Genomic DNA, 23618 nt, shown 5'->3' on the forward strand with positions numbered 1-23618 from the left:
ATCGAAAGCATGATGATATGACAGATATTTATTATGTACTATTATTATTTACTTTTATTAGTCTTGTTATGATCAAATTTCTGTGCTCTGATAATGAAGTATATTGTAGACACGATGATAAATATAGTAGCTGGTATTATGGAATTTTCATAACCAAATCCATACAAAGCTCCTGCTAGAATAAATACGGCTCCATTTACGTATGAATATATTCCCATGAATCGTCCAAGTCCTTCAGTATCAACGTTTTTCTGTTTCTCCTTTGACATTGTGTTGTATCCTGAAATTAAAAAATACCATTTTAATATATGAACCATGAATCCCAATAAGATTAAGATAAGGCCTACAAGAAATAAAATATACATCGTTTAACCTCCAATATTATCTTTTTATTTTCATCATGATCATTATTGTTATATTTAAAGCAACTTAAAGTAATAGTCTATATCGTTAGTTACTCACCCCAATTTTATATAGCCTCCTATAATATCAAGAAAACCTAAGCTTGTTGGTTTAGTTACAAACTTAGGTTTTCAATCATTAATTAGATCCAGCCACGAAGTTTTACTGCATTTGCAACTCGTTCAATTGCTATAACGTATGCTGCATCTCTCATATATAATTCCTTTTCTTCTGCTAATTCATGAACTGCGTGAAACGCAGCTGTCATTTTACTGTCTAACTTTTCAAGTACTTCAGCCTTATCCCAGAAATAGTTCATATTTGATTGAACTTGCTCAAAGTAACTACACGTTACTCCACCTGCGTTACAAAGGAAATCAGGAACTAAGTAAATTCCTCGTTCTTTAATTAATTTATCAGCATCAGGAGTTGTTGGACCGTTCGCGCCTTCACAAATTACTTTTACAGACTGATTAATTAATGGGAATTTGTCAGCTGTAATTTGATTTTCAAGTGCACATGGAAGTAAAATGTCTACTTCTTGTTCTAACCAAGCATCTCCATCTAATACTTCATAGCCCATTTGAACAGCTTTTTCTTTATCGATCGTTCCAAACTTATCTTTGATCAACACCAATTCTTCAACATTAATTCCTTTTAAATTGCGATAAGTATAGGCTTTTTTATCTTGATTATCCCATGTAGAAATAGCGATAATTTTACCACCCATTTCAGAATATAGGCGAGCTGCATATTCCGCTACATTACCAAAGCCTTGAATACTTGCTGTCGTTTTTGTAATATCAATATTTTGAGTTTTTAGTGCTTCACGAAGTGTATAAATAACACCGAATCCAGTAGCTTCTGTTCGACCTAATGAACCACCCATACCGACTGGTTTACCGGTAATTGCTCCTGGATAATGTCCACCACGAATTGTTTCATATTCATCTAACATCCATAACATATGTTGTGCATTTGACATCACATCTGGAGCTGGAACATCAATCACTTCTCCGATATTTCTTGCTAATTGTCTGACATATCCTCGGCAGAGTCGTTCTTGTTCAGCATCAGATAATTGTCTTGGATCACAGACAATTCCACCCTTTCCTCCACCTAGAGGGATATCAACGACGGCACACTTCCAAGTCATCCACATTGATAGAGCACGAATTGTATCGACTGTTTCATTTGGATCGAAGCGAATCCCACCTTTAGAAGGGCCTCTTGCATCGTTATGCTGAATTCTGTATCCTTTAAAGACTTTTGTTGTTCCGTCATCCATTTTCACTGGTATAGTAAAATGAAATTCTCGACTTGGTTCACGAAGCATTTCACGAGCAGATTGGTTTAAGTTAATTAAGTCTGCAACATGATCAAATTGTTCTTGTGCTGTTTGATAAGCATTATAATTATCTTGTGTCACTAATCAGTTCCTCCAATTTCATTTTTTATAAGTTTAAATTAAAATGACTTATAAAACAATTATGACGATTTAGTTTAAAATTTCAAGTAAATTATCTGAAATTTCTTGAAATAAATTACGACTGTTTGTAAAAACTTCTCATAATAAAGTTCAAATAGTTCATTTCATCTTTTATGTTTCGTTTGTCATCGTATATTTTATATACCCATTTTAGACTAACTTTAATAGCTGTAATTTAAATAGAAAGACTCCTCATATTGTATGAGAAGTCTTTGATTTATGAGCTATATCAATGTTTAATCGATTTTTTTATTTCTTTTTTGAAATAATCATCTGTATTAAATGCCAAATCATTGACTAATTCATCAATTACATTTAAGTGTACGCTAATTTCTTCAAAGACTTGATATCCTTGTTTGATACATTCTGTGTAGTCTAATACTTCATAACTTTTTGTCGGTACTTGGAATTGTGAAATCCAATTGTATAGCTGTTCAATTTCAGTATCATTCATGATCACTGGTTCATTTCTCATAATGTGTATAAACTGACTTACACGATAGATTGGTAAATTCGCTAAATTATCAACAACGACATTATTATTGGCAATAATGATAATTGGTTTAACTTCTGGAACTTGATTACCTGTTTCCTCAATGTATTGCGCAAATAGCCCATCTGTCATACTCATATGATAGTTTACTTGAGAAGATATATCCTGCATCGGTACTTTATTACCGTTATCAAATACCTTAAGCCATTGTCCATCAGGATTGATTTGAATTGAATAATTAGCATGTTCTCCTATGTTTTTCACTTCGATTGAAAATATACCATGCTTAGAAAAAACTAAGAAGTCAGTTTCGAATGATTTATTACCAAACTGTAATTGCACATTTGATAAAGTTTTAAACCCTTGTACCTTTTCAAATGATTTTAGTTCTTTTTCCATTCGGTCCTCGCCTATTTTCCCCAACTGGACACCATTAAGCTTAGCTCTTTGTTCATTGTAAATCTCACGATAATAATCAGTGAATTTTTTCAAATGACGATCATAATACTTGATAAAGTCGTTAGACATCCCAAACTTCATAGCCTTATCTATTATGGCGTTATAATAGTATTCCATAATCGGGTCAAGATAAATTGTTATTTTTCGTAGCTTATCAACACCAATGTTATCAAGAGTTTGTATTTGATTTGCTAAAAAGTTTTCTTGTTTATCTAAAGGTAATTTTATTGTAGTAGGACTTTTATATTTTCCTTCTAATATGATAGATAAATCGCCTTTCAATGGTGAAACAGCATTTTCATACTTGGAAAAACGCTGATTAATAATTTTATTAACACCTTGGCTCACATATTGACGCTTACGCTTGCTATATGTACTTACAATTAAAGATATCCCCATAATAATCGATACAATGATAACGCCGTATTTTATTATTTCAGCCCAATATAACGAAATAATAGTTACAAGTAAAAATCCAATAATTAATAACCCAATAGTCCCATAGAACCCCAGTTCAAAGATGATAGCTATTACTGCTAAGATCAGTTCAAATATTTTTTTAACAATACTTTTTATTCTGTCTACTATTCAAAAAAACATCGTCAAACATTCTCCTTAAACGTTAATAACCTAGTTAGTATACTATATTTCTATCATTAATTCTATTTTGAATTTTATTACATAAGCATGGATTGTTATATATCGGAAAATACTCATTAGAAAAAAGGTGTTAGTCATTGTATAAATGAACTAACACCTTAAAAGATTATCATCTGTTTGAAATTAATCAATTATATACCATCAGTAAACTAAATCATAACCATTCTGTTCAACGCCTGGAATTGTGTAAACCTTTGTATAACCAGCATTAACTAATAGATCAGCAGCTAGTTTACTTTGGTACCCTTTTTGGCAGTATAAAATAATTGGTTGATTCTTATCATCACTGATTATATTAGGGTTTTGATTAATGATTAATAATGGATAATTGATGCTCCCTGCTATATGTCCATTTTTATATGCCTCATTTGAACGAACATCAATTAATAACACGCCATCATTATTAACAAGCAAATTATCAGCCTGTTCAGGAGTTAATTCAATACTATTAACTAAACTAACGTTTGTTTTTGGATTACGATATGATCTATCGACCATTCTCAAAATGATTGCCGTAGCTTGAGCTTGAGTTATATTCCCCATCAGATTAAAAATATTAGGCTGATCGGCTTCAATAATCCCTTTTTCATAGACCTGTGCGATATGCTGGACGCAAGTTCTACAACTGTAAATATCTGTTAATTTTTTCGCGGCTGACCAGCCATGCTCATCTTTTTCATATAATTCAAGTCTAAGCGTATCATGAACAATTCTAGCTACTTGACGACGCTCAATTGGATTTTGCCGATTAAGCATGTCATAATCTTCAATAATCCCTTTTTGAATACAATAGTCCATAGCATCACGTGTATAAATCTCGTGTGTTGACTCTTCTTTCCCCTTAAAATATACAACACTTCTTATCAGCCAAATAACGAATTGTTCAGTTGTAATTTTTTCTTCAGATTTATATAATGCTAGATCATTTTCCTGAAGAATATTAAGCTGGACCAATTTACAAATCGATTCTTTTTCTAAGGGATTATCTACACTAGTAAACAATTGATCTACTGCATTGGATTGATTTAGATTTTCAGTCATTATTTATCACTATTAATTTGGCGTTACTCTTACCGTCAGATTATCATGAGCGTTAAGATCTTTAACTGAGAAAATGCCATTGTCATTAGTCTCTTGGTTGCCTGTCCACAAATCTGTTACGGTGAAGTTACGTGCATTTTTAAATTGATCAGCATTAACCATTTTATCTCCAATATACTTAATAATTAGCTCGACATCTACTTGATGAACATTTGATTCTAGCTCATCACTTAAATTAATAAAGCTAAGTGCAATATCCCCATTTGCTAGTGGTTTAGCTAAAATATCTACACGGTTATTGTCTTTTACATATACTGTATCAGGATTTTCTTGATCAAGTGAGCAGTAAATTCTTTTTGCTTGAATACCTAATGGATCTTGGTTTAATTGAATAAGTTCTTTATTTGCAATGATATTCCAGATCTCATCACCTTTTTTCACTCGTCTTAAATCCATACCAAGCATAAGTGGAGCATTCATCATACACCACATTGCCATATGCGTTTCGTTCATAGTTTGTGTTAATCCATCCATCCCTATTACGAGCATGTCAGGGTCATTCCAGCCTTTATCAAGGCCTGCGAACTCATCCATAATAACAGCTTTATTATATTGTGATGTAATACTTGCTGTATAGTCATCACTCCAAACTGCTTTACCTGGATCACCGTCTGATCCTACATTAAAGGTAATGTCATTTAAAATTCTCCATGAATCACCAACTTTATAGCCCCAGTGATGTGGGTGTGTTTTTCCCCATTCGCAAATAGAAAGTACGATTTCATGATTTGGATCAGCTGCATTTAATCCTTCTAAAAATGCTGCATAAGAATTTAAGGTGTTTTCCTGTCTTCTATGATTCATTAAGCGAATAACATTTTCCCCTTTTGCTAGAGAAACTATGATCTCTTCTGAGTTGATAAAGCTTGTTTTTGTTTCAGTTAGAGGAAGTAAATCATCAAAATATCTAACTTCATTTTCGATATTACCAACAGCAAGTTGTAACCAGCGACCAGTTCCAACTTCTTCTCCGCTTGCATAATTAACTGTGATAGCATATTCTCCTGCCTCTGGTACATCTACAGTAAATGCAAGTTCAGACCATAATTCACCTATTGGCGTCACATCACCATGAGTCCCATCAAATGTTCCGATATTTGTAACATAATCATCTTCAGACTTCACTGCACCATTTCCTAAAAGCTTACCATCGTTTACTGCGCTTAATGTTTGGTCCACATCAGCTCCAGATACTGTGATGCTTCTAATGTTTGGAGCATATGTATATTTAGCATTTGTCTCATCAGAAAATGTAGCATTGTCCCATAGGTAGTAACAGTTATCAACCTTTAAGAAATCAACACCCCAATCAACGTATGACTGTGTATCTACATCTTCATAACCACATGTTCCCACTGCTGCACCTGCACATAGATTTGTACCGATATCATTATACATACCAAATAATAGTCCTTTACTATGGATGTAATCAGATAATGACTTAAAACCGCTCGGGAATTTCACAGTCTCATTTGATAATAAACCATCGACACGCTCTGATTTATAGCATCCATCATCCAGAACAACGTATTTATAACCTAACTTATCTAATTCTAAATCAATAATTGCATCTGCCATTGCTTTTGTTAGCGCTTCACTATTTTTGCTCCCAAAAGCATTCCAACTATTCCACCCCATCGCAGGTAGTCTATCTTTCTTTTTATTTAGAAGTACTTTATCATTTGTAAACGCTGGAAACATATATTCAGCGTCTGACAGAACTGCTGGTGCTGTTCTTGATGTTGCGATTGATGACTTCTTTACCTCATTATTACTCATTACATTTCCTCCTTTAATCACACTTATTAATTAAAATTATTTCATGTTCTTACTATTAAACTAATTAAAAGTTTAGCATGTTCATCTATATAGTTCAATAACATTAATTAATTTAATTTAAAAAGTATTTATGCAATGGATCTAAGTCAATATCTTCATTTTTTGCGATATATGTCAACCCTAAAATAATTCCTATGAAAGGAATAAAAATTGATACTATATACATCCAACATCCACTGTCATCATCGCTTACATGATTATAATGATTTTCTTCTGCATACACAGACAATCTCCCACCACATTCACTACAATTTTCAGCTATTTATGGAAATATTAATCCGCACTGACGACAAATCTTCTTATATGTTTTAACTGCACTTAATGGAACACCACACCTAAAACATTCCGTTCGGTTTTTACCATTTAACTCATTACAATTTGAACAAGTCTGCAATATAAAACTCACCTTTCATATAAATATTTTAGTTAATTCATTAATCCATATTCCGTCACTCTCCTAAAAATGCACTTATCTAATAATATCCATAAAATATATTAACAACTTAGTTCGATAACACTGAAATTTTTTTGTAATTTTGATGATTTTACTTTTAATCATTACTCCTTTATAAAAATTACACGTTTACATTTCGATTAACCTATTTATCCTGATAAAAAAACTCCCTTTCGTATTCCTTAACTAATTAAAGAATTTACAAAAAGGGAGCCTTTTTTAGTTCAATTTTTCTCAAGATTTCTTCACAAATTCAGATTTTAATTTCATTGCACCGAAACCATCAATTTTACAATCAATGTCGTGTCCGTCTTTAGCATTAAGTATTAACCTGATTCCTTTAACTTTTGTACCTTTTTTAACTGCTGATGAGCTACCTTTAACTTTTAAGTCTTTAATCACAATAACAGTATCCCCATCATTTAAAGGATTTCCATTTGAATCAGTTATCGTCTCTTCATTTGTAGTTGACTCAGCGTCTAAACTCCACTCGTGTGCACATAATGAACAAACAATTAAATCTCTATCTTCATAAGTATACTCAGAACCACAGCTTGGACAGTTTGGTAATCCTGACATAACTTGCACCTCCTATTTTACATATCTTAACCATACTAACATATTTATTCAGATTGCTCTAGTGTCGACAAGGGGAGGTAGCGGAACCTAATTAACTCTGCACTAATAAAATAAATGACATAAAAACACAATAATAATACATAGCCAACCATTTCTATTAATTAAAATAATCTCTTTTATCAAACATTTATTTTATAGCAGACACAATTAACATCATTGGGCGACGTAATTCATTTTTCATTTCAGGATCGTGTAACATATTATCTGAAGGTACTGGTTCTACAACCTGCTGTATAGTAAAGCCAGCTAAAATAAGCGTGTTCAAGTAAGTTGTCAGTGTTCGATGTTGTTTCAAAACTTTTTCACCTAAAAATGTCGTTTCTCGCTTCCCTTCATAAAAGTAATGATCCAAAGGAAAGTGCGCTTTTTCTCCCGCTTCATTATAATACCAATCTTGTGAGCCATGCGCAGTATAGATTGGATGCTCCAATGTAAATACCAACTCTCCACCTGGCTTAAGCATTTGATAAATCTTTTTTATTAAGGCTTTATAATCAGATATATAATGAAATACTAATGAGCTGATAATGATATCAAAACTATCAATTGGAAACTCAACATCCTCTATCGATTGGCATATATATTCAACTTCTTTAAATTTGGTTTTTTGCTTTGCTACTTCCAGCATTTTTTGTGATAGATCAACACCTATTACTGAGGAAGCACCTTTTTCCATCGCATAGATACAATGCCAACCATAGCCACAACCTAAATCAAGGACGTGTTTATTTTGAAATTTAGGAAGAATTCGTTTAAGTGTCTCCCATTCCCCAGCACCAGCCAAACCATTTTTAGAGCGTTCCATTTGACTGTATTTTTCAAAGAACAGAGGATGATCATATTTATTTTCTTGCATTTTTATTCTCCTTGCTAACTTCATTATTTGATCTGAAATATTAGAGTTAATGACTATAATCAAATCTAGGTCACTAATATTTGGGTTAAAGCAACCTAGTGTCGCAGAACCATGAAGGTAGATGCCAACTAGGTTCTCACCTAAAATTTCAATATTTCGCTTCACAAATGTATCAAGTGTCGATTTATATTCATCAGTAACTGTTTTTATTATTCTATTCATTGTGATCAATCCTTAAATTTTATTATTCTTTGTATCTGTGAATATACATAAGTGACTGATTGGGTTCTCCATCCCCCTGAACCATACAGTAGAATTCCCAACCATACCTTTCATAAAACTCTGTATGATCTGTTAAAAGATATAGTTGATAGATCCCTTGTTCAGCCATATCTGCGCATACATAGTTTAATAATTCACCAGCTATCCCTTGACCTCGATAGTCCTTTTCAATATATAATGCACATACGTTTGGAGTGAGGTCCTTTCTATTATGAAAATCATTTTCTATAACACCAAGTCCTCCAATAATATTATGATTATCCAAACAAACGTACCAAGATGGAATAGCAGCTTCTGGTTTTAGCGAATCTTCTATACTTTCTTGATACGCTTCTAGAGGGACCCCCCATTTACTATGAAACCATTTTGCCGCTTCATCTTTAAGCTCTTGTTTATTAGATAATTTAATTATTTTATACTCACTCATACGTTCACTTCTCTCTAAATGATTTTAATAGCTTTAAATGAAAACAATTTATCTTCTTGCTCATCATTATACTTACATTTCTTTCAATTATAAAGCGAGAAAAATGGCCAGTAAGTAAAATACTTCAATTCACCTACTAGCCATTACCTTGTTTTTTATTTAATTTTATACATTACTATGTCAACTGCTAAATCCCCATCAATGTATTGGTAATAAACTTACCTTCTATATTATTTTTTACCCCCATATTTTATTCCCTTATAAAGAGCTGTTACAGACTCACTGATCGTAATGATGATAATAATTGCCGCTGTTATAAATAGTAATCTTTCGAAAGATATCGTTGTATATTGCTCAAGCTTTTGAACAACTTCACTATTCCAAATATTTGCCTTATAAATGATAGAAATAAACATAGCAGCAGAAATTAAATTTAACACGCTAGTAATAACAGCAATATTCACTGTCCATTTGCCTTTAATAATTTTTATTAGCTCGACCAAAATATTAATTGCAAAGATTAGAAAAATAATTAACTTAAATGAAGACAGCACTTCAATATTAAAAATCGAAATGATATTAACTGCCTCTCCAGGTTCATAATATACGCCAATTAACTCCGGTAAGAAAAAAACAAATGATAAAGCAGCTGTTGATACCATAATGGCGAAGACAGATTCACTTCTTGAAATCACAGCTTTTTGATCAGGTAATTCTGGCAATTGATTAGGCTCCCATTTATCATGTTCAAAACCAGTTTCAACAGGAATGTCTTTATACTCTAATAAAATAAAAATACCTGTTACCCACGCTATTCCTTGTATTGTACCGGAAAATAGCACGCTTATATATCCACCAATCATTTCGGTTATACTACTAGAAGAGAATATAATTCCTAATCCTGTGGAAATTGATATTCCAATAAAAATCGCAAAAGCAACAATTTTCACTACGAAAATATATTTATCATAGTAATTTGGACCGATTAAATATCTCTCTTTTCCTTTGTATCGATTGGCTAGTTCCTTTGGATCTCCAAGTTCTCGCAATACTTTATCTATTTTCTCTTCTTCAGACAGCGTATTATCCATCGCATCAATCATATCGTTAATTAATGATCGCAATTCAATTCCAATTTCATCCTTTAGTTTTTTTGGCAATTGTTGAGTTACTGCGTAAATGTATCTTTCTATCATCATTCATCCTCCTCATTAATTAAGTTACTCACTACTGTATTGAGATCAGACCAAGCAGTACAAAGCTTTAAATATACATCTTTGCCTAGCTCACTTAGCTGATAATACTTCCTTGGTTTCGATCCATCAGTATTCCAAGAGCTTTCTAGAATTCCCTGTTTTTCTAGTCTCCTCAAGAGAGGATATAATGTACTAGCTTCTATATCAAAGCCTTTTTCATTCATAAGAACAATCAAGGAGTAGCCATATTGTGACTGTTTAAGTTGACTTAATACAGCCAAAGTAATAGTTCCTCTCCTAAGTTCTTGAATAATTCCATTTTCTAAATCAGCTTTATTATTTTCCATGCAATCACCTTCCAATTACATTATAGTGTGCGACACACACTATTGTAAACAAAGTATTATTAATTAGTTCTAAATAATTTAATTACTCAATACACATTCATAATTTTTTTGCTATCTGCAATACTGTAGTATCAGTTTTTTATAAAAAAATCCTTGATATGTACTAAAACACATATCAAGGACTTAAATATTGTTAGAGGTTGCTATTGATAAATATCATTCAAATTTAAGCATTAAAGAATCACAAACAGGCTCATAGCCAATTTTCTGATAAATACTATTTGATGTGGGATTTAATAAATCTGTGTATAAGACACATCTAGTAAATCCTTTATCTAACGCCATCTGACTAATTTGAGCGACACAAGAACTGGCATAGCCTTTACCACGAAAATATGGTGGTGTATAAACAAATGCTACTCCAATCGCTGTTTTCATTGTTCTTGTATATCCTGCCATTGAGACAGGTACCCCATTGACCTCCAGAACGTAGAGTTTTTTTGTTGATAATAGGTAATGGTATGTTACTTCTTTCTGTGGTATAGACATCTCTGTATTTCCATAATGACTTGCTGCATAGAATGCTTCAACCCAGTAAGGGAAATAGTACATATCTCTTTCATCCAGTAAACGAACCTCACCATTTTGCTTGATGTTTGGATTTACAGCCTTAAGCTCATAAATGCGTTGACTCATAGTTGTAGAATAGCTCAATCCTTTACGAGAGGTATACGCCTTAGCAAAACATTCTGCTAGGATTTTTTCCGTCGTAACACCAGGAATTTCATAATCATCAATTCCATCAATCAGACAATTAATTGCTTCTAGGTCAACTATATTGTCCGTTGCATAGAGTGTCATGTTATGCGGTGGTGTCATTAATGCTGTAAGTATTATACCTCTATCATCCGAAATGGTTGCCATCAACCAATTTTTAGGATCACGCCAATCTGTCTTATCTTTTCCTTCATTCCCGATTATAAGATTACCAAGGGGAATCATATTTTGCGCCTCATGACGCATCAATACATCGTAGGTATCTTGGTAAAACTCATGCACATCTGTATACAGCTTAAATTGCATTATCACATCACCTGCCACGATAAAGATTAACTTACGCATATCGTTACTTTAGCGAATAGAATTTTATGAAGACACAATAATTAGACATCTACATATTTCCATTCCATTTAGATCATCATATTAATTTTCAGGATAAAGATTTTGATAGGTTTCAACAGTACGTTTGATAAGCTCCTTCAAAATATTAATATCAATATCATCAAGCTTATTTACATAAATACATGCTTTACTTGTCTTATGTTTACCGAAGCTTTCGAGCAGTTTATCTCTTTCCTCACTTTCATGGAGTAAGTACAAACTGTGTTTAGCTTTTCTAGGAGAAAAGCCAACTAAAGGTGCGTCACCTTCACGTCCTGATGCGTACTTGTAATGATACTTACCAAATCCGATAATACTAGATCCCCACATTTCCGCCTCAAAACCAGTTGTTTCTTCGAAAATGGCTAATAGCTTGTAGGCATCAGCTTTTTTCTTTTCATTATCTATCTGTTCAATAAAATCAATAACACTATTGTCGTTTTCCATCATCTTAGCTTCTGACATTTTATTGACTCCTTTTTTGTGTCTTTATTAGAATCTATTATAGCCAATCTCCGAAGCGAAAAGTGGTAGAGATTTAGATGCCTAACACAGAAACTGCACAAAATCTCAAAATTTAAGTAATTCCTTAATTTTAGTGAGATTTTTTTGCATCCATATAACGAGATTACACATAACATATAAACGTTATTATACTAAAGTTTTTATATCTGCTTGATATACCAAGTTGGAATAGGATTTTGCATATTGTTATACCAACTCAGCACATCCTTGGCTTGATTGATCATGGTATATACTTCACTTTCACCAAATGGAATAGCCCATGGTATAGAAGAAAGAAGATTACTGCTAATATATAATGCAAGCAACCTCCAAAATTCAAGCGGCACTTCATTATCAAAATAACTATTTATAATACCTGAAGCAAATATAGGGGAAGCTTGCGCACACCATACAATACGATTAAATTCTTCCCAAGGATCGCCAAAATCGTAACGGTCAAAATCAATAATAACTATATTATTATTTTCAATCATCATATTGCCGATATGATAATCACCGTGTTGAAAGCACTGTGGCCTGTTTGCGAGTAAATGACGGTTAGATTTTATATAGGCAATGATGTTTTCTGCTCCATCAAATTTGATGGGGCACTCATTATACATTTTGATTTTATGATCCATTTTTGCATTAAATCGAGATTCCCAATCAGGCAGACCTTCTGGAGCAGGAATCGAATGAATTACTTTAAGTATTCTACCTGCTTCAAGACCATAAGTATACTGTTCTGATTCTTCAAGAAAGGGGATAACTTCTTCAGCATCCTTGCCATCAATCCACGTCAAAATAGTGTAAACACCCTCATCACACTTCCCAAACTCTACTGGTTTACACATAGAAACACCGAGATCCGCTACCTGCTTCTGCAGACGAAACATATCTGCACGATTAGCGCTTTTTTCTTCTGGAGTAACCCTCAAGAGGTATTTAACACCAGTAGCTGTTGTAACACAATATTTTTTGTCGCATGACCAACCTTTGTTAATAGGTTCTTTAGAAATAAAGCTGAATTGTAGCATTTATTAATTCGCTCCCCTACATAATCATACTTAACTATTCTACTGTATAGGCTAATAAACATTATAAGAATGATGATTAGCCAATTTTTGATCTTATTATGTGTACATCTAACCTGTACACTCGACGAGCACTGACATCTAAATCTCTCTGTCAAAAGGAAATTTGCTTATTTCAACCTGTTCGCACAAAGTAAAAACAAGGCAGTTCCCGAGCGAGGTTTTTCATGGTAGAAACCTGGACTTGCCCTTATATCAAGGCTTTTTTTACACTATCAGTAGGCGGGAACATAACGACATATAATTATAACGCCAACTACTAGATTTGTAATTGGCGTTATAATTATTATGATTTTAGTCTTGCTTTTAACTCTTTTATTTTTGCTTCTATTGTTGATATTATTTTTATAAATTCCTCATCACTCTTACCTGTAGGATCATCCAACCCCCAATCTTCCCTGTGTTTACATGGAAGGTAAGGGCATTCCACATTACACCCCATTGTAATAACAATATCTACTGGAGGTATATCATCAATCAACTTTGAATGTTGAGTTTTCTCCATATCTATATCATAAAGCTCTTTCATAAGGCGCACAGCATCTTGGTTAATTTGAGGTTTTGTTTCTGTACCAGCAGAGTAGCTTTCAAATATATCTCCTGCAAAGTGCTTACCAAGTGCCTCGGCTATTTGACTTCGACATGAATTATGAACACATATAACTGCTCTTGTATAGGAATTGTCAGCAGCTCCAAAATAGTCTACTAACAGATTTTCTACTCGATTAATACCATCCCATTTTGGAAGCGATTCTAAAAAATCCTTTATAGGATGGTAGGCTCTTTCCGTTGCAACCGCTAGAATTGCATCCTTAGTTTTCGTAGGTGAATAAACTCCATATTTATTACTTAGATAAACTTTAAGCAAGGCGTTATCAGAATCATTCCAGCCACCTTTTATCTGCTCCCAAGGAAGGCCTCCTTTAGCATCAATCCCGTCTCGATGGCAGTTAAAAGCTATATGCTGTAGGCCATCATCATGCCTTATGATTAAAACAAAATTATCCAAGGTGTCTTTTATCTTTCCTTGTCTATCTAGTTCTAAAGAAGTCTGCCAGTCTTCATCGCTAAATTCTTCTTTGGCTTGTGCTTGTCTTTCTTTTACAAACTCAGCCTTTACCAGTTCATCTTTTATGACAAACTCTGACATAGCTTTAAATGAAGGCATCCTTCCTGGGGATGTGGTTGTAGAGACCCTATCATCTAAAGAGCCAAATTTATGAATTCTAACAAGGTCAAAGGCATTAAGGAGTAGACCACTAGCAGGATCTGTAGCATGATGACTATATGCAAATTTATCATCATAAATTATTACTCCAGCACTACTATCCGCTGGAATATAGTCATAGCGTCCTTCTAAGGCAGATGGCTCATAAACTGCAGCTAGAAATTTCTTAATTGCATCACGAATTCCATAAGCACGACAGAAGGTTCCTACAATACCCTCTTTCAATAAAGGATCCGCTTGCTCTTTTACAGTTCTTTTTACAATTTCAGATTGCCTACTCGATACTGGCCAAGTTGAAGTATCCCTCCAATCTATATATTTTGAAAGAAAGTCATCTGGATTTAATAAATCTCCATCTTGTTCTTTAAATACAAACTCTCCATTTGAAGAGGTTGAAGGCCAATACATAAGACGATGTGCTTCATAGGTTGTATCATCAAAGAGGTCTATTCCTATTTCTTTTGCAACCATCCTACCCACAGCTGCATATTCTTCTTCACTTATTTCACGGGAAAGTGGAATAATAAGTCTAAGTCTTGGATTCTCTGGAGTATGTCTATGGGTAGAATAGACAAGACATTTAAAATCAAAGAACATAGTAATCTGGTCCCAAATATCAGGAGTGCCATAATCCATATCAAGAGTAAGTATAGACCGACATAAGACATTGCCTTTTTTCCGTCTGCCTCCTTTTAAATATCCTCCAACAAAACCGCCCACGTCTTTAATATCATCCTGCATGCCTTTTTTCATTTTTCTATATTCTTCAACGGTCTCAGTTGTTCTTTGTGTTGTTTTTACTCTGGCACAGAAGTCAGTCCATGAAATATCTTTGTTTTTCCACTTTTTATCCATGCGACTATTACCTATAGCAATTTTCATAGACCATCGACCTCCTCGCACCTATCGTTGAAATATTTAATAGGCATACCACGCTTTTTTGCCTTAGCTATCTCCTTGGCTACACCAGCTGAAATTTTATTAAAGACCCACATTTCATTACATTTTCCCAAGAGAACAAGGCCGAAGAACAGACCCAGCTCTCTTTCTTCCTTGTCCTCATCATCCATAAATTGAGGGTAATGAAGATGCGGTGCTAGTGGAATATAGCCTTTAGAAACTGCCAGTCTACAATAACCTCTAGCCCTTTCCGCATTTCTTTTCATATCTCCTGAGAAAGGGGAAGCTATATATACTAATGGTCTAAACTTAGATTTCTTTTCTTCCTTCGAAATATTTGTTAAAGCTTCATGGGGAGTGGGATCATGATAACCCTCAGCATTAAACTTACTAATCTTTTTTGTCACCCTTGTTAACCTCCTCGCTGTTTTCAATTTTCATTTTGTACCACTCTAAATAACGCTTTCGCTGCTGATATTCTGGAACAGCTACCAAAAGTCCAACATCTACCTTTTGTAATGTTTCTAACATCTTAATTTGTGATTCTGATAGATATGGACGGATACTTTTTCCCTTTTCTATCCCGTTGGCTATTCTAAATTGTTTAGCAGACATACCTGTTACAATTCGATTTAACATGTCGCATTCATTACTAAAATGATATGGTTTTGGATTTTCATGAAGTAACTTGATATTATCTGTAAGCAAGGGGAATTCTTTTCTAGCAGATACAAGAGTTTTGATAAACTGCTCCATCTCATTAAATCTTTTGATGTAGATCTCCTTGAATCTCATAGCTTTTGGTCCTGTGTATCCCATCACTAACATAGTGAAACCATCTCTGCTCATAAAATAACAAGGTAGCTTTCTTCCAGTAGAATCCTTATAAAAACCAGCTTTAAAATTAGTTTTAATAAATTCTTCACTCAGCCCAGATTTGGGCTCAGTAATTCTAGATATATCCCGCAGGACGTGTTTGTGTTGTTTTTCAAAAAACTCTGCTACAAAAAGACTATCTACTCTTGCTGTATCATTGGTGTCAGCAAACACACTATATTTGTCTTTAGGTATCAGTTCTTTCATAAAAAAACCTCCTGTGATTTTATCGTATTGTCAAAAGTTTTATAGTAAAAACTTGTTAAAACCTTGGTTTAATAGTCTTTAAATGCAAAAAACTTGCCACCCCCCGAATCTTGGTGTTTGATGAGGTTACCAGACTCACACCAAATCCAAGATAGGAAGTGACAAGTTGTACCCTCAATTTATAACCTATTTGCTTCAATTTATCAAGTTTCAAGAAAAAATAATTTATGCATTATTAGGGATTCTGCTAGGCAAATCCGTTGCGAAAGCTCCATTCGATGAGCCTGTCAACAAACCTTATCGAAAGTTACAAGTTGATGATATGCCTGTCATTGAAACCCTTGAAAAGCTAGACTATAAAAAGCTTATCCATGATTACAAAGTTGAACACGGTAAAGTCCTAAAACCAATCACTCGCCGTAAAAATAGTGTGGTTACAGTGCCAGAGACACTGACGTGTCCAAAATGTTCAGCGCCGTCCGAATACCTTTACGCGAATAACGGTAATAGCGGACAGTACAAATGTAAAGTGTGTGCGTGCTTATTTAGTAAACAAAATCGTTTCCTCAAGGAAGCCATTATCAAATGTCCACATTGTTTAAAGACTTTAGAGAGAATTAAGGAACGTAGAGATTTTTACGTTTACAAGTGTAAAAACAATAACTGTTCCTTTTATAAGAAAAATCTACGTAAGATGACTAAGGAAGAGAAACAACAATTTAAAAATGACCCTCAAGCGTTTAAAGTTCGTTATATCTTCCGTGAGTTTAACTTTGATTTTAAGCCTTTAGCGAAGGAGTCACCTATAAGCCCGAAAGTAGATCTTTCAAAGATTTATGTGTCACCACACACGTTGGGGCTTATTCTGACCTACCATGTTAACTATGGGCTTTCAGCCCGTAAAACGGCTGCATTAATGTACGATGTTCACGGTGTGAAAATATCGCATCAAACTATCCTAAACTACATGAATAGTGTTGCCCTTATCACAAAGCCCTTCGTCGATCATTATCCTTATGAGCTCTCTAATAGCTTCTGTGGAGATGAGACATACATTCGTGTAAAAGGGAAATGGCACTATCTGTTTTTCTTTTTTGATGCCGTAAAGAAAATTATTTTGTCTTATCCTGTTTCACCTAATCGGGATACACCATCAGCCATTAAAGCCTTGGATCAAGTACTTCAGAAATTTAAAGAGATTCCTGAAGACTTAATGTTTGTCGTAGACGGTAATCCCATCTACATTTTGGCGCAACATTATTTTGCGCAACATGGGATACACTTTGACATTCACAAGGTGATTGGCTTAACCAATGAAGACCCTGTATCCAAGGAGTACCGTCCCTTGAAACAAATCATTGAACGGCTCAATCGCTCGTTCAAAGGCAACTATAGAGCTACAACTGGCTTTGGCTCCCAAGAAGGATCTGTTTCCTATGTGACGTTATTTGTGGCTTATTTTAACTTCCTACGTCCACATGCTTCACTGGAAAACAAAGTTCCTGTAATGATTCCAGAGCTTGAAATGATGCCCAACATGCCTGAAAGATGGACAAAACTTATATCAATGGCTCAGGATTTTTTGGCGGAGCAGCAAGCGGCCTAGCTTTTGTTTAGCTGAGCCCGACCATTCAGCCACCGGCGAAGCGAACCCTTGACAAACCGAACTAGACAGCGATTTATACTAGTAAAAGTCAAGGGCTATTTGTCATGCCTACTTTTGTTCCCTTCGCCCTTGACACCCCACAGGTAAATCGTTGTCGTGTTTGTCAAGGGCGATGGCGGTTATTTTTCTCCTTCAAAATAGATGAGAGTTTTTATTATCGGGTAGTTTTCATAGAACTTTTTACACTACCGATTTTATTTAGAGGTAAGTGCCTCTACTTAATAGCCACAGGAGGAAGGGAAAGTTGAGCTTTTATAAAATTTAATTTAATCTTTTTGATAAAACAGACACTCAAAGCCATCTGCACCTAATAATAAACCCTTTGCCCAGCTAGGTGTTTTTGCCATCTCCTCACAAACCTGTGAAAGAGATGCATCCATGTTTGCTTCTATTATTATTTCATCATGGACATGGGCCACAATATAGTAACCTTTTTTGGTCCATAGCTTTCTATTCGTTCCCATTTTTTAGTTCCGCCGACCCCTTCATAGGTCACAGCCTCCCCACCAAATTTATTTTCGCCCATTCTAGGCTTCACATAGGCAAGCTTTCTACCTGATGGTAAAACAATAAAAAGCATTCCACTTTGATAAATGAATTTTATTCCATGAGTCTCAGTAGGGGTTTTTTCCTTAACACAGTTCTTTGCTGCTCTGTCAACATCCCACCAAAGCTTAGTAATTTTTGGATTTGATTGCCGCCAGGCATATACCAGAGGCTGTAATTCTTCCTCTTTAAGACCCATGTCTAAGGCTCCTATGCTTCCGCCATAGCCAAGTGCCAGTTCTGCAATTTTACCTTTTTGTCTAAGGTGTCCGTTTATCCCATTTTTCTCTACTGGAATATTAAACATCTGTGAAGCTGAAGCACAGTATATATCTCCGCCATCTGCAAATACATCTATTCTCCATTTTTCATTTGCTAGCCATGCAATAACCCTAGCTTCAATAGCTGAAAAATCTGCAACAATAAACTTTTTATCTTTTTTAGGTATAAATGAGGTGCGAATAAGCTGGGATAATGTATCTGGAACATCTTCATAGAGTAATTCTAAGGCCTCAGTATTTTTACTTCTAACTAGTGACCGAGCTTCTCCTAGATCTTTCATATGGTTTTGAGGTAGGTTTTGTAATTGAATAAGCCTTCCTGAAAACCTGCCTGTTCTATTAGCACCATAGAATTGAAACATCCCCCTTGCCCGTCCATCACCACATACTGCATTTTCCATTGCTGCATATTTCTTTATAGAAGATTTAGCAAGCTTTTGTCTAAGTTCCAATACTGTTTTATAAGGCTCCTTGGCACTTTCCAGAAGTTTTGCAACTGCCTTCTTACCTAGACTCTCTGTTTCTATTCCATTTTCTAGAAGCCACCCTTTCATCTGTTGCACCGAGTTAGGGTTTTCTAGTTTGGTAATATCCTGCATAACAGTCATTAGATTTTCACTAGAAACCCCATCTATATAAACAGCTTGCTTTACAAAATCCATATCTATGGCAATCCCACGGTCATTTATTATTTGATCCATCTCATACTCTTTCCAAATAAAATCAGGCACTGGAAATTTAAATAGTTTTTCTTGAATTAACATCTCAGTTTCTACATCACGGGCATTGTATTCTTTAAACCTCTGCCACCTGTCTCTATCATGTTTTGGGAAGTTACGAGTTCTTCCACCATTTGCTTTTGTAGGTTTACAGGGTATGCAAAAATATCTTATTAGATCTTTGCCCTCCGTCAATTTTTGCTTTTCTAAACCTAGTACTGCACCTACACTTTCAAGGGATAGAGGTAGACCCATATAGGCAGACCAAACCATGGAGCATCTCCAGGATGAAGGATTTAAATATTTGCCTGTTTCTAAGCCTAAAAACTTAGAGAGTCACACCCTTTCAAACATGGCATTAAAGGCCCATTTGATAATTTCATCATCTTTAAGGGCATCTATAATACTTCTAGGAATTTTCTCTCCATTGGCTAAATCTACAACCTTTACTTCTCCACCATCTACCGAATAAGCAAATAAAAGTATTTCAAAATCATCATTCTCGGCATAGCGATAAACCCCAGATTTCCCTAAGTTAATACTTGAGTAAGTCTCTATATCTATTGAAATAGATTTCATCTCTTACCGTCCTTTCCAATATAAATAAGGTGGCAGCACACACCACCACCTTATTTATAATTTTGCCTTAACTTTTATGCTAAGAAATCATCATCTTCTATTGTGGTGAATTCATCAGCTGCATTAGTTCTGCCACCAAGAGGTTCACCATCCTTAATCTTTTGAATGTTTCCAAGTCCACAGGCCACTCCCTTGTTTCCATTAGAGTTAAAAGCATAGAAATTAAGAGATACCCTTGCGTAGCAACCACTATAAACTTCACTTCTATCTAAAATCGGTCTCACTGCTTTGTCCACAATTTGAGGAGCAGTCATACTATTTGCATTTACAAAATAATGCCCCTTATAAGCTTCATCGTCTCGCTCCGCATCTCCATCTCTAAGGGGTAGCTTTATAGCCGCCTTATTAGGCTTCTTTCCTCCGAACTTATGAAGTCCTTCTTCAATAGCTGCATCCACCGCCACATGGATAGCGTTAATTATTTCTGTATCAGTTTTGGGGATTAAGACTGACACGCTATACCTTTCTGCTCCGCCATTTATGGATACTGGTTCCCATCCATTGAAGTAACTTAGTCTGGTATCTACACCTGTAATAACTTTTGTTTTGCTTTGATTAATCATATTCTTATACCTCCATAATTTTATTAAATTCAGTTTTCGCACTTGATACATTTAAGGCTTGTCTTTTATCTGATAATGGAGCTAGGGTAGGCTTACCAGGCGGTTTGATAATAAAGTCACCTAGTATATCCTTGAATTTTTGTTTACCCATGAGTTTTTCCATTTCTGTAAGAGTAATAAGGCTGGTTCGGTATATGTCCTTATAACCATTGGCTTTAGCAACCTCAGCTATCTTATCTTCATCTTTATATTTGCGATTGGACCGACCCTCTACAACTTTAAAACCACTCCACTCCTTACCATGATTGACTGCAGCATCTGTAGCATAGGTCACAATATCATTTGCCCACTTAGTAAGGTCCGATAGTTTGGATAAAATTTCTTCTATCTCATTATCTGTAAGTAGAGGTGGGAGTTTAAATTCTAACTGTGCTAGTCTTAATTTTTCATCGGCTCTTGCTCTACATTTAACTGCAGCTCGGCAAAAAGTACACCAGTCACCTGGAAGATATTCTCCCTCGCCTTTAAAGGCCAATTTAGCCTTCGGTACTAAATCATTTTCTGCCCACTTTTTGAGTTCATCTACTGAAATAGTCCAGGCACTAACATTCTCTCTTCTAGGTTGGAAAATGTGCATTGTCACTTCCTCAATGTCATATAAACTTTCATAAGATGCTAGAGCTCCCAAGGCATATAGTTTCATCTGTGGATTGTCTTCTGCATATACAAGTATTCCCTGTCCGTATTTCATGTCAATTATATGCAGACTCTTATCACCGATGATTATTGTATCTGCCGTACCAAATCCTTCTGGAACATAGCAGGAAAAATCCAATCTTTCTTCTATTAATACTAGTGGATCTTTACAATTCTTCTTCACTTCCTCAAGTTGCTCTAAGACATACTCCACATAAGCATCACTGTGTTCTTCCATTTCATCATCATTAAACTCTGAAACTGGTCTTTTACTTCTTATATGGAGTGCCTTTTTAAGCTTATGCTCACAAAGGTTATGGGCCGCAGTGCCCTGTGCAGCTGCAGTTGACTCTTGGTCTTTAAACTCTAACTCAAGCCTAGCTGCAGGCGTACATTCTAACCATCTATGTGCTCCAGATGCTGAAAGTATTGCGTGTTTACCCATTACCTAACACCTCCGCATCTTCTAGTAAGGAACCATAGTGGCTAGGATCAACTTCGCTTAACTTTTCACCACCATACTTCTTAATTAAATCTCTTACTTCAGAAGTTAGACCTGCTTGACTCTTCTTAGCCAGCACTCCTCTAACTTCTTCTAAAGTAATCTTCTTTGGCTTTGCCTCTTTTACTTTTGTAGCGGTTATCTCTACATTTTCGCCATCACCACTGGTTATTGCATTTGCAACAACCTCTATACTATCTGCAAGCGAACGCATATCTGAAACCACATCAAGAAGTAGCTTTATTTTGCTCATGCTTCACCCCTCCTTCCTTTGCCTCACTAATGGCAAGTTCCTGTACCGTATCCCCAGGAACTAGAATAGTAATTTTCTGTTTTTCACCTAAGAAGAAACGAAAAAGTCGTTCTCTAATGGTGATATTCCGACAGGATACTATTCCTCCATCTTGAGGTTTTTTTGAAACACTAATTTTTAAATTATGCTTCATAGGTTTCACCTCTTTCTGAGAGCTTTAATTTCTAGCCCCTACTTATAAGCCAAGAGAAGAGGGGAAAGTTGAGGTGTTTGGAAAAATCTTTTTTAATTTCTTTTTTGCTACAGCTAAATGATGAGATATATTGCTTTTACTAGTGCCAACGCTATCTGCGTACTCATTTGCTGGTACTCCGTCAAGATGCACAGCTATGAAAGCTTCTGCTTGCTTGGTAGTTAAGTTCTTGCGAAGTAGTTCACAGTAAAATTCATAGTCAGCTTTTCTGTCTCGATTTTCTAAATCTGTGTAATCAGGAATATAGTCCATATGGTCCGTAAGGTCTTCCTCCTGATCGTCTTTTCTAAAGGGCATCTCTGGCATAGAAATTCGTCTATTGTGTTTTCTCCAATTATTAAACTCAGGCTTATTAAATTCTTCATTGAATTTTTCTTGAATTAGTTTTTCTTTGTCTTCTTGTGAGTCATACTCTTCTTCTATTGATAAGCTGATCCACATTTCCTCAGTTTCTTTTTCATTTAACTCAATAGATTGAAAATACTTATCAAATCTTATTTTTAATTTCATCTTTCATCCTTTCCGTCCGAAACTTGACGGAAGGATGCAAAAAGAATCTATTATGAAGATGGCCACAGGCTACTAGTTCCTAAAAATAGGTACACGAAGTAACGGTGGGTGCATTTCCTTCTAAATACAGCCTTTATCGCTATATTTAAAATTCTTTATGCATCCTCCGTCCTGATGGCCATCTCGGACTTTGAATTTTTATATAGAAGTCTTTAGGACTTGCTTACTAATAGATATATCACGAATATTTTTTTGAAAATGGACACGCTATGTCCCATAAAAACAAAAAACCGGAGCTATCTATTCTGCCTTTTCTTAGGCTTTATAGATAACTCCGGCTGTTTGCTCCTCGATTGGTTACGGGGCAGATTGCGGT

The 23618-nt window shown here is 34.9% G+C and carries 23 protein-coding genes and 2 pseudogenes; 1 reads left to right on the plus strand and 24 read right to left on the minus strand.

Features of this window, described 5'->3' with window-relative positions:
- Window positions 1-44: 44 nt before the first annotated feature.
- The 18 genes and pseudogenes from AXY_RS07050 to AXY_RS07130 all read right to left on the minus strand — a co-directional run bounded on the left by AXY_RS07050 (window position 45) and on the right by AXY_RS07130 (window position 16614).
- Entirely contained in the window at window positions 45-365 is a 321-nt protein-coding gene (locus AXY_RS07050) for a DUF3784 domain-containing protein (RefSeq protein ID WP_015010109.1), read from the minus strand.
- Window positions 366-544: 179 nt separating this feature from the next.
- Window positions 545-1831, minus strand: coding sequence for a Glu/Leu/Phe/Val family dehydrogenase (locus AXY_RS07055; RefSeq protein ID WP_015010110.1), 1287 nt, complete (start codon window positions 1829-1831; stop codon window positions 545-547).
- Between the two features lie 289 nt (window positions 1832-2120).
- Window positions 2121-3242: a nuclease-related domain-containing protein gene (locus tag AXY_RS07060; protein WP_015010111.1), complete on the minus strand. Its 1122-nt coding sequence runs from the start codon at window positions 3240-3242 to the stop codon at window positions 2121-2123.
- A 402-nt stretch (window positions 3243-3644) separates the two neighbouring features.
- Window positions 3645-4544, minus strand: a complete 900-nt coding sequence (locus AXY_RS12285) for a rhodanese-like domain-containing protein (protein ID WP_051007533.1) — start codon at window positions 4542-4544, stop codon at window positions 3645-3647.
- A gap of 12 nt (window positions 4545-4556) precedes the next feature.
- Entirely contained in the window at window positions 4557-6383 is a 1827-nt protein-coding gene (locus AXY_RS07070; protein ID WP_015010113.1) for an alpha-galactosidase, read from the minus strand.
- Between the two features lie 112 nt (window positions 6384-6495).
- Window positions 6496-6666 carry a hypothetical protein gene (locus AXY_RS12785; protein ID WP_015010114.1) on the minus strand — a complete coding sequence of 57 codons (171 nt, stop codon included), beginning with the start codon at window positions 6664-6666 and terminating at the stop codon, window positions 6496-6498.
- 465 nt (window positions 6667-7131) lie between these two features.
- The gene (locus AXY_RS07080; RefSeq protein ID WP_015010115.1) at window positions 7132-7476 is read right to left on the minus strand and encodes a zinc ribbon domain-containing protein YjdM; all 345 of its coding nucleotides are present in this window, start codon (window positions 7474-7476) and stop codon (window positions 7132-7134) included.
- A 187-nt stretch (window positions 7477-7663) separates the two neighbouring features.
- Window positions 7664-8392 (minus strand): class I SAM-dependent methyltransferase, encoded by a 729-nt coding sequence (locus AXY_RS07085; RefSeq protein ID WP_041450306.1) that lies wholly within the window; start codon window positions 8390-8392, stop codon window positions 7664-7666.
- A gap of 6 nt (window positions 8393-8398) precedes the next feature.
- A pseudogene (locus tag AXY_RS13245) lies at window positions 8399-8614 on the minus strand (nucleotidyltransferase domain-containing protein); the annotation flags it as partial.
- Window positions 8615-8636: 22 nt separating this feature from the next.
- Complete coding sequence (locus AXY_RS07090; protein ID WP_015010117.1) at window positions 8637-9101, minus strand: GNAT family N-acetyltransferase; 465 nt, start codon at window positions 9099-9101, stop codon at window positions 8637-8639.
- A gap of 230 nt (window positions 9102-9331) precedes the next feature.
- On the minus strand, window positions 9332-10297 hold the full coding sequence (locus tag AXY_RS07095) for a hypothetical protein (RefSeq protein ID WP_041450134.1): 966 nt from the start codon (window positions 10295-10297) through the stop codon (window positions 9332-9334).
- Complete coding sequence (locus AXY_RS07100) at window positions 10297-10644, minus strand: PadR family transcriptional regulator (protein WP_015010119.1); 348 nt, start codon at window positions 10642-10644, stop codon at window positions 10297-10299. Before AXY_RS07100 ends, AXY_RS07095 begins: the two co-directional genes overlap by 1 nt.
- 216 nt (window positions 10645-10860) lie before the next feature.
- A complete protein-coding gene (locus tag AXY_RS07105; protein ID WP_015010120.1) occupies window positions 10861-11727 on the minus strand; it encodes a GNAT family N-acetyltransferase in 867 nt (288 codons plus the stop codon).
- 120 nt (window positions 11728-11847) lie between these two features.
- On the minus strand, window positions 11848-12270 hold the full coding sequence (locus AXY_RS07110; RefSeq protein WP_015010121.1) for a DUF1801 domain-containing protein: 423 nt from the start codon (window positions 12268-12270) through the stop codon (window positions 11848-11850).
- A gap of 200 nt (window positions 12271-12470) precedes the next feature.
- Window positions 12471-13346: an aminoglycoside phosphotransferase family protein gene (locus tag AXY_RS07115; RefSeq protein ID WP_015010122.1), complete on the minus strand. Its 876-nt coding sequence runs from the start codon at window positions 13344-13346 to the stop codon at window positions 12471-12473.
- A 343-nt stretch (window positions 13347-13689) separates the two neighbouring features.
- On the minus strand, window positions 13690-15513 hold the full coding sequence (locus AXY_RS13250; protein WP_015010123.1) for an arsenate reductase/protein-tyrosine-phosphatase family protein: 1824 nt from the start codon (window positions 15511-15513) through the stop codon (window positions 13690-13692).
- Window positions 15510-15938, minus strand: coding sequence for a DUF7768 domain-containing protein (locus AXY_RS07125; protein WP_015010124.1), 429 nt, complete (start codon window positions 15936-15938; stop codon window positions 15510-15512). The genes AXY_RS13250 and AXY_RS07125 overlap by 4 nt, the downstream gene beginning before the upstream one ends.
- Window positions 15922-16614: a Rha family transcriptional regulator gene (locus AXY_RS07130; protein WP_015010125.1), complete on the minus strand. Its 693-nt coding sequence runs from the start codon at window positions 16612-16614 to the stop codon at window positions 15922-15924. Before AXY_RS07130 ends, AXY_RS07125 begins: the two co-directional genes overlap by 17 nt.
- A 166-nt stretch (window positions 16615-16780) precedes the next feature.
- Between AXY_RS07130 and AXY_RS07135 the strand changes: the two genes are divergently transcribed.
- Window positions 16781-18220, plus strand: coding sequence for a DDE-type integrase/transposase/recombinase (locus tag AXY_RS07135; RefSeq protein ID WP_015010126.1), 1440 nt, complete (start codon window positions 16781-16783; stop codon window positions 18218-18220).
- A 326-nt stretch (window positions 18221-18546) separates the two neighbouring features.
- On the opposite strand, the pseudogene AXY_RS07140 reads toward AXY_RS07135, so the two are convergent.
- The 6 genes and pseudogenes from AXY_RS07140 to AXY_RS07165 form a co-directional block, all read right to left on the minus strand.
- Window positions 18547-20405, minus strand: a pseudogene (locus AXY_RS07140) (DNA polymerase).
- Window positions 20406-20479: 74 nt separating this feature from the next.
- Window positions 20480-21028 carry a DUF2815 family protein gene (locus tag AXY_RS07145; RefSeq protein WP_015010130.1) on the minus strand — a complete coding sequence of 183 codons (549 nt, stop codon included), beginning with the start codon at window positions 21026-21028 and terminating at the stop codon, window positions 20480-20482.
- 4 nt (window positions 21029-21032) lie between these two features.
- Window positions 21033-22169, minus strand: coding sequence for a DUF2800 domain-containing protein (locus AXY_RS07150; RefSeq protein ID WP_015010131.1), 1137 nt, complete (start codon window positions 22167-22169; stop codon window positions 21033-21035).
- Window positions 22162-22479 carry a hypothetical protein gene (locus AXY_RS07155; RefSeq protein ID WP_015010132.1) on the minus strand — a complete coding sequence of 106 codons (318 nt, stop codon included), beginning with the start codon at window positions 22477-22479 and terminating at the stop codon, window positions 22162-22164. The genes AXY_RS07150 and AXY_RS07155 overlap by 8 nt, the downstream gene beginning before the upstream one ends.
- Window positions 22454-22672: a hypothetical protein gene (locus AXY_RS07160; RefSeq protein ID WP_015010133.1), complete on the minus strand. Its 219-nt coding sequence runs from the start codon at window positions 22670-22672 to the stop codon at window positions 22454-22456. The genes AXY_RS07155 and AXY_RS07160 overlap by 26 nt, the downstream gene beginning before the upstream one ends.
- A 42-nt stretch (window positions 22673-22714) precedes the next feature.
- Window positions 22715-23242: a hypothetical protein gene (locus tag AXY_RS07165; RefSeq protein ID WP_015010134.1), complete on the minus strand. Its 528-nt coding sequence runs from the start codon at window positions 23240-23242 to the stop codon at window positions 22715-22717.
- Window positions 23243-23618: the final 376 nt, after the last annotated feature.

It is taken from the genome of Amphibacillus xylanus NBRC 15112 (assembly GCF_000307165.1).
Lineage (GTDB): Bacteria > Bacillota > Bacilli > Bacillales > Amphibacillaceae > Amphibacillus > Amphibacillus xylanus.

Bases quoted from the DNA above. Each gene is read 5' to 3' on its own strand.
- AXY_RS07050 (WP_015010109.1), bottom strand. From the start codon at position 365: ATGTATATTTTATTTCTTGTAGGCCTTATCTTAATCTTATTGGGATTC.
- AXY_RS07060 (WP_015010111.1), bottom strand. From the start codon at position 3,242: ATGGGGATATCTTTAATTGTAAGTACATATAGCAAGCGTAAGCGTCAA.
- AXY_RS12285 (WP_051007533.1), bottom strand. From the start codon at position 4,544: ATGACTGAAAATCTAAATCAATCCAATGCAGTAGATCAATTGTTTACT.
- AXY_RS07070 (WP_015010113.1), bottom strand. From the start codon at position 6,383: ATGAGTAATAATGAGGTAAAGAAGTCATCAATCGCAACATCAAGAACA.
- AXY_RS07080 (WP_015010115.1), bottom strand. From the start codon at position 7,476: ATGTCAGGATTACCAAACTGTCCAAGCTGTGGTTCTGAGTATACTTAT.
- AXY_RS07085 (WP_041450306.1), bottom strand. From the start codon at position 8,392: ATGCAAGAAAATAAATATGATCATCCTCTGTTCTTTGAAAAATACAGT.
- AXY_RS07090 (WP_015010117.1), bottom strand. From the start codon at position 9,101: ATGAGTGAGTATAAAATAATTAAATTATCTAATAAACAAGAGCTTAAA.
- AXY_RS07095 (WP_041450134.1), bottom strand. From the start codon at position 10,297: ATGATAGAAAGATACATTTACGCAGTAACTCAACAATTGCCAAAAAAA.
- AXY_RS07100 (WP_015010119.1), bottom strand. From the start codon at position 10,644: ATGGAAAATAATAAAGCTGATTTAGAAAATGGAATTATTCAAGAACTT.
- AXY_RS07105 (WP_015010120.1), bottom strand. From the start codon at position 11,727: ATGCAATTTAAGCTGTATACAGATGTGCATGAGTTTTACCAAGATACC.
- AXY_RS07110 (WP_015010121.1), bottom strand. From the start codon at position 12,270: ATGTCAGAAGCTAAGATGATGGAAAACGACAATAGTGTTATTGATTTT.
- AXY_RS07115 (WP_015010122.1), bottom strand. From the start codon at position 13,346: ATGCTACAATTCAGCTTTATTTCTAAAGAACCTATTAACAAAGGTTGG.
- AXY_RS13250 (WP_015010123.1), bottom strand. From the start codon at position 15,513: ATGAAAATTGCTATAGGTAATAGTCGCATGGATAAAAAGTGGAAAAAC.
- AXY_RS07130 (WP_015010125.1), bottom strand. From the start codon at position 16,614: ATGAAAGAACTGATACCTAAAGACAAATATAGTGTGTTTGCTGACACC.
- AXY_RS07145 (WP_015010130.1), bottom strand. From the start codon at position 21,028: ATGATTAATCAAAGCAAAACAAAAGTTATTACAGGTGTAGATACCAGA.
- AXY_RS07150 (WP_015010131.1), bottom strand. From the start codon at position 22,169: ATGGGTAAACACGCAATACTTTCAGCATCTGGAGCACATAGATGGTTA.
- AXY_RS07155 (WP_015010132.1), bottom strand. From the start codon at position 22,479: ATGAGCAAAATAAAGCTACTTCTTGATGTGGTTTCAGATATGCGTTCG.
- AXY_RS07160 (WP_015010133.1), bottom strand. From the start codon at position 22,672: ATGAAGCATAATTTAAAAATTAGTGTTTCAAAAAAACCTCAAGATGGA.
- AXY_RS07165 (WP_015010134.1), bottom strand. From the start codon at position 23,242: ATGAAATTAAAAATAAGATTTGATAAGTATTTTCAATCTATTGAGTTA.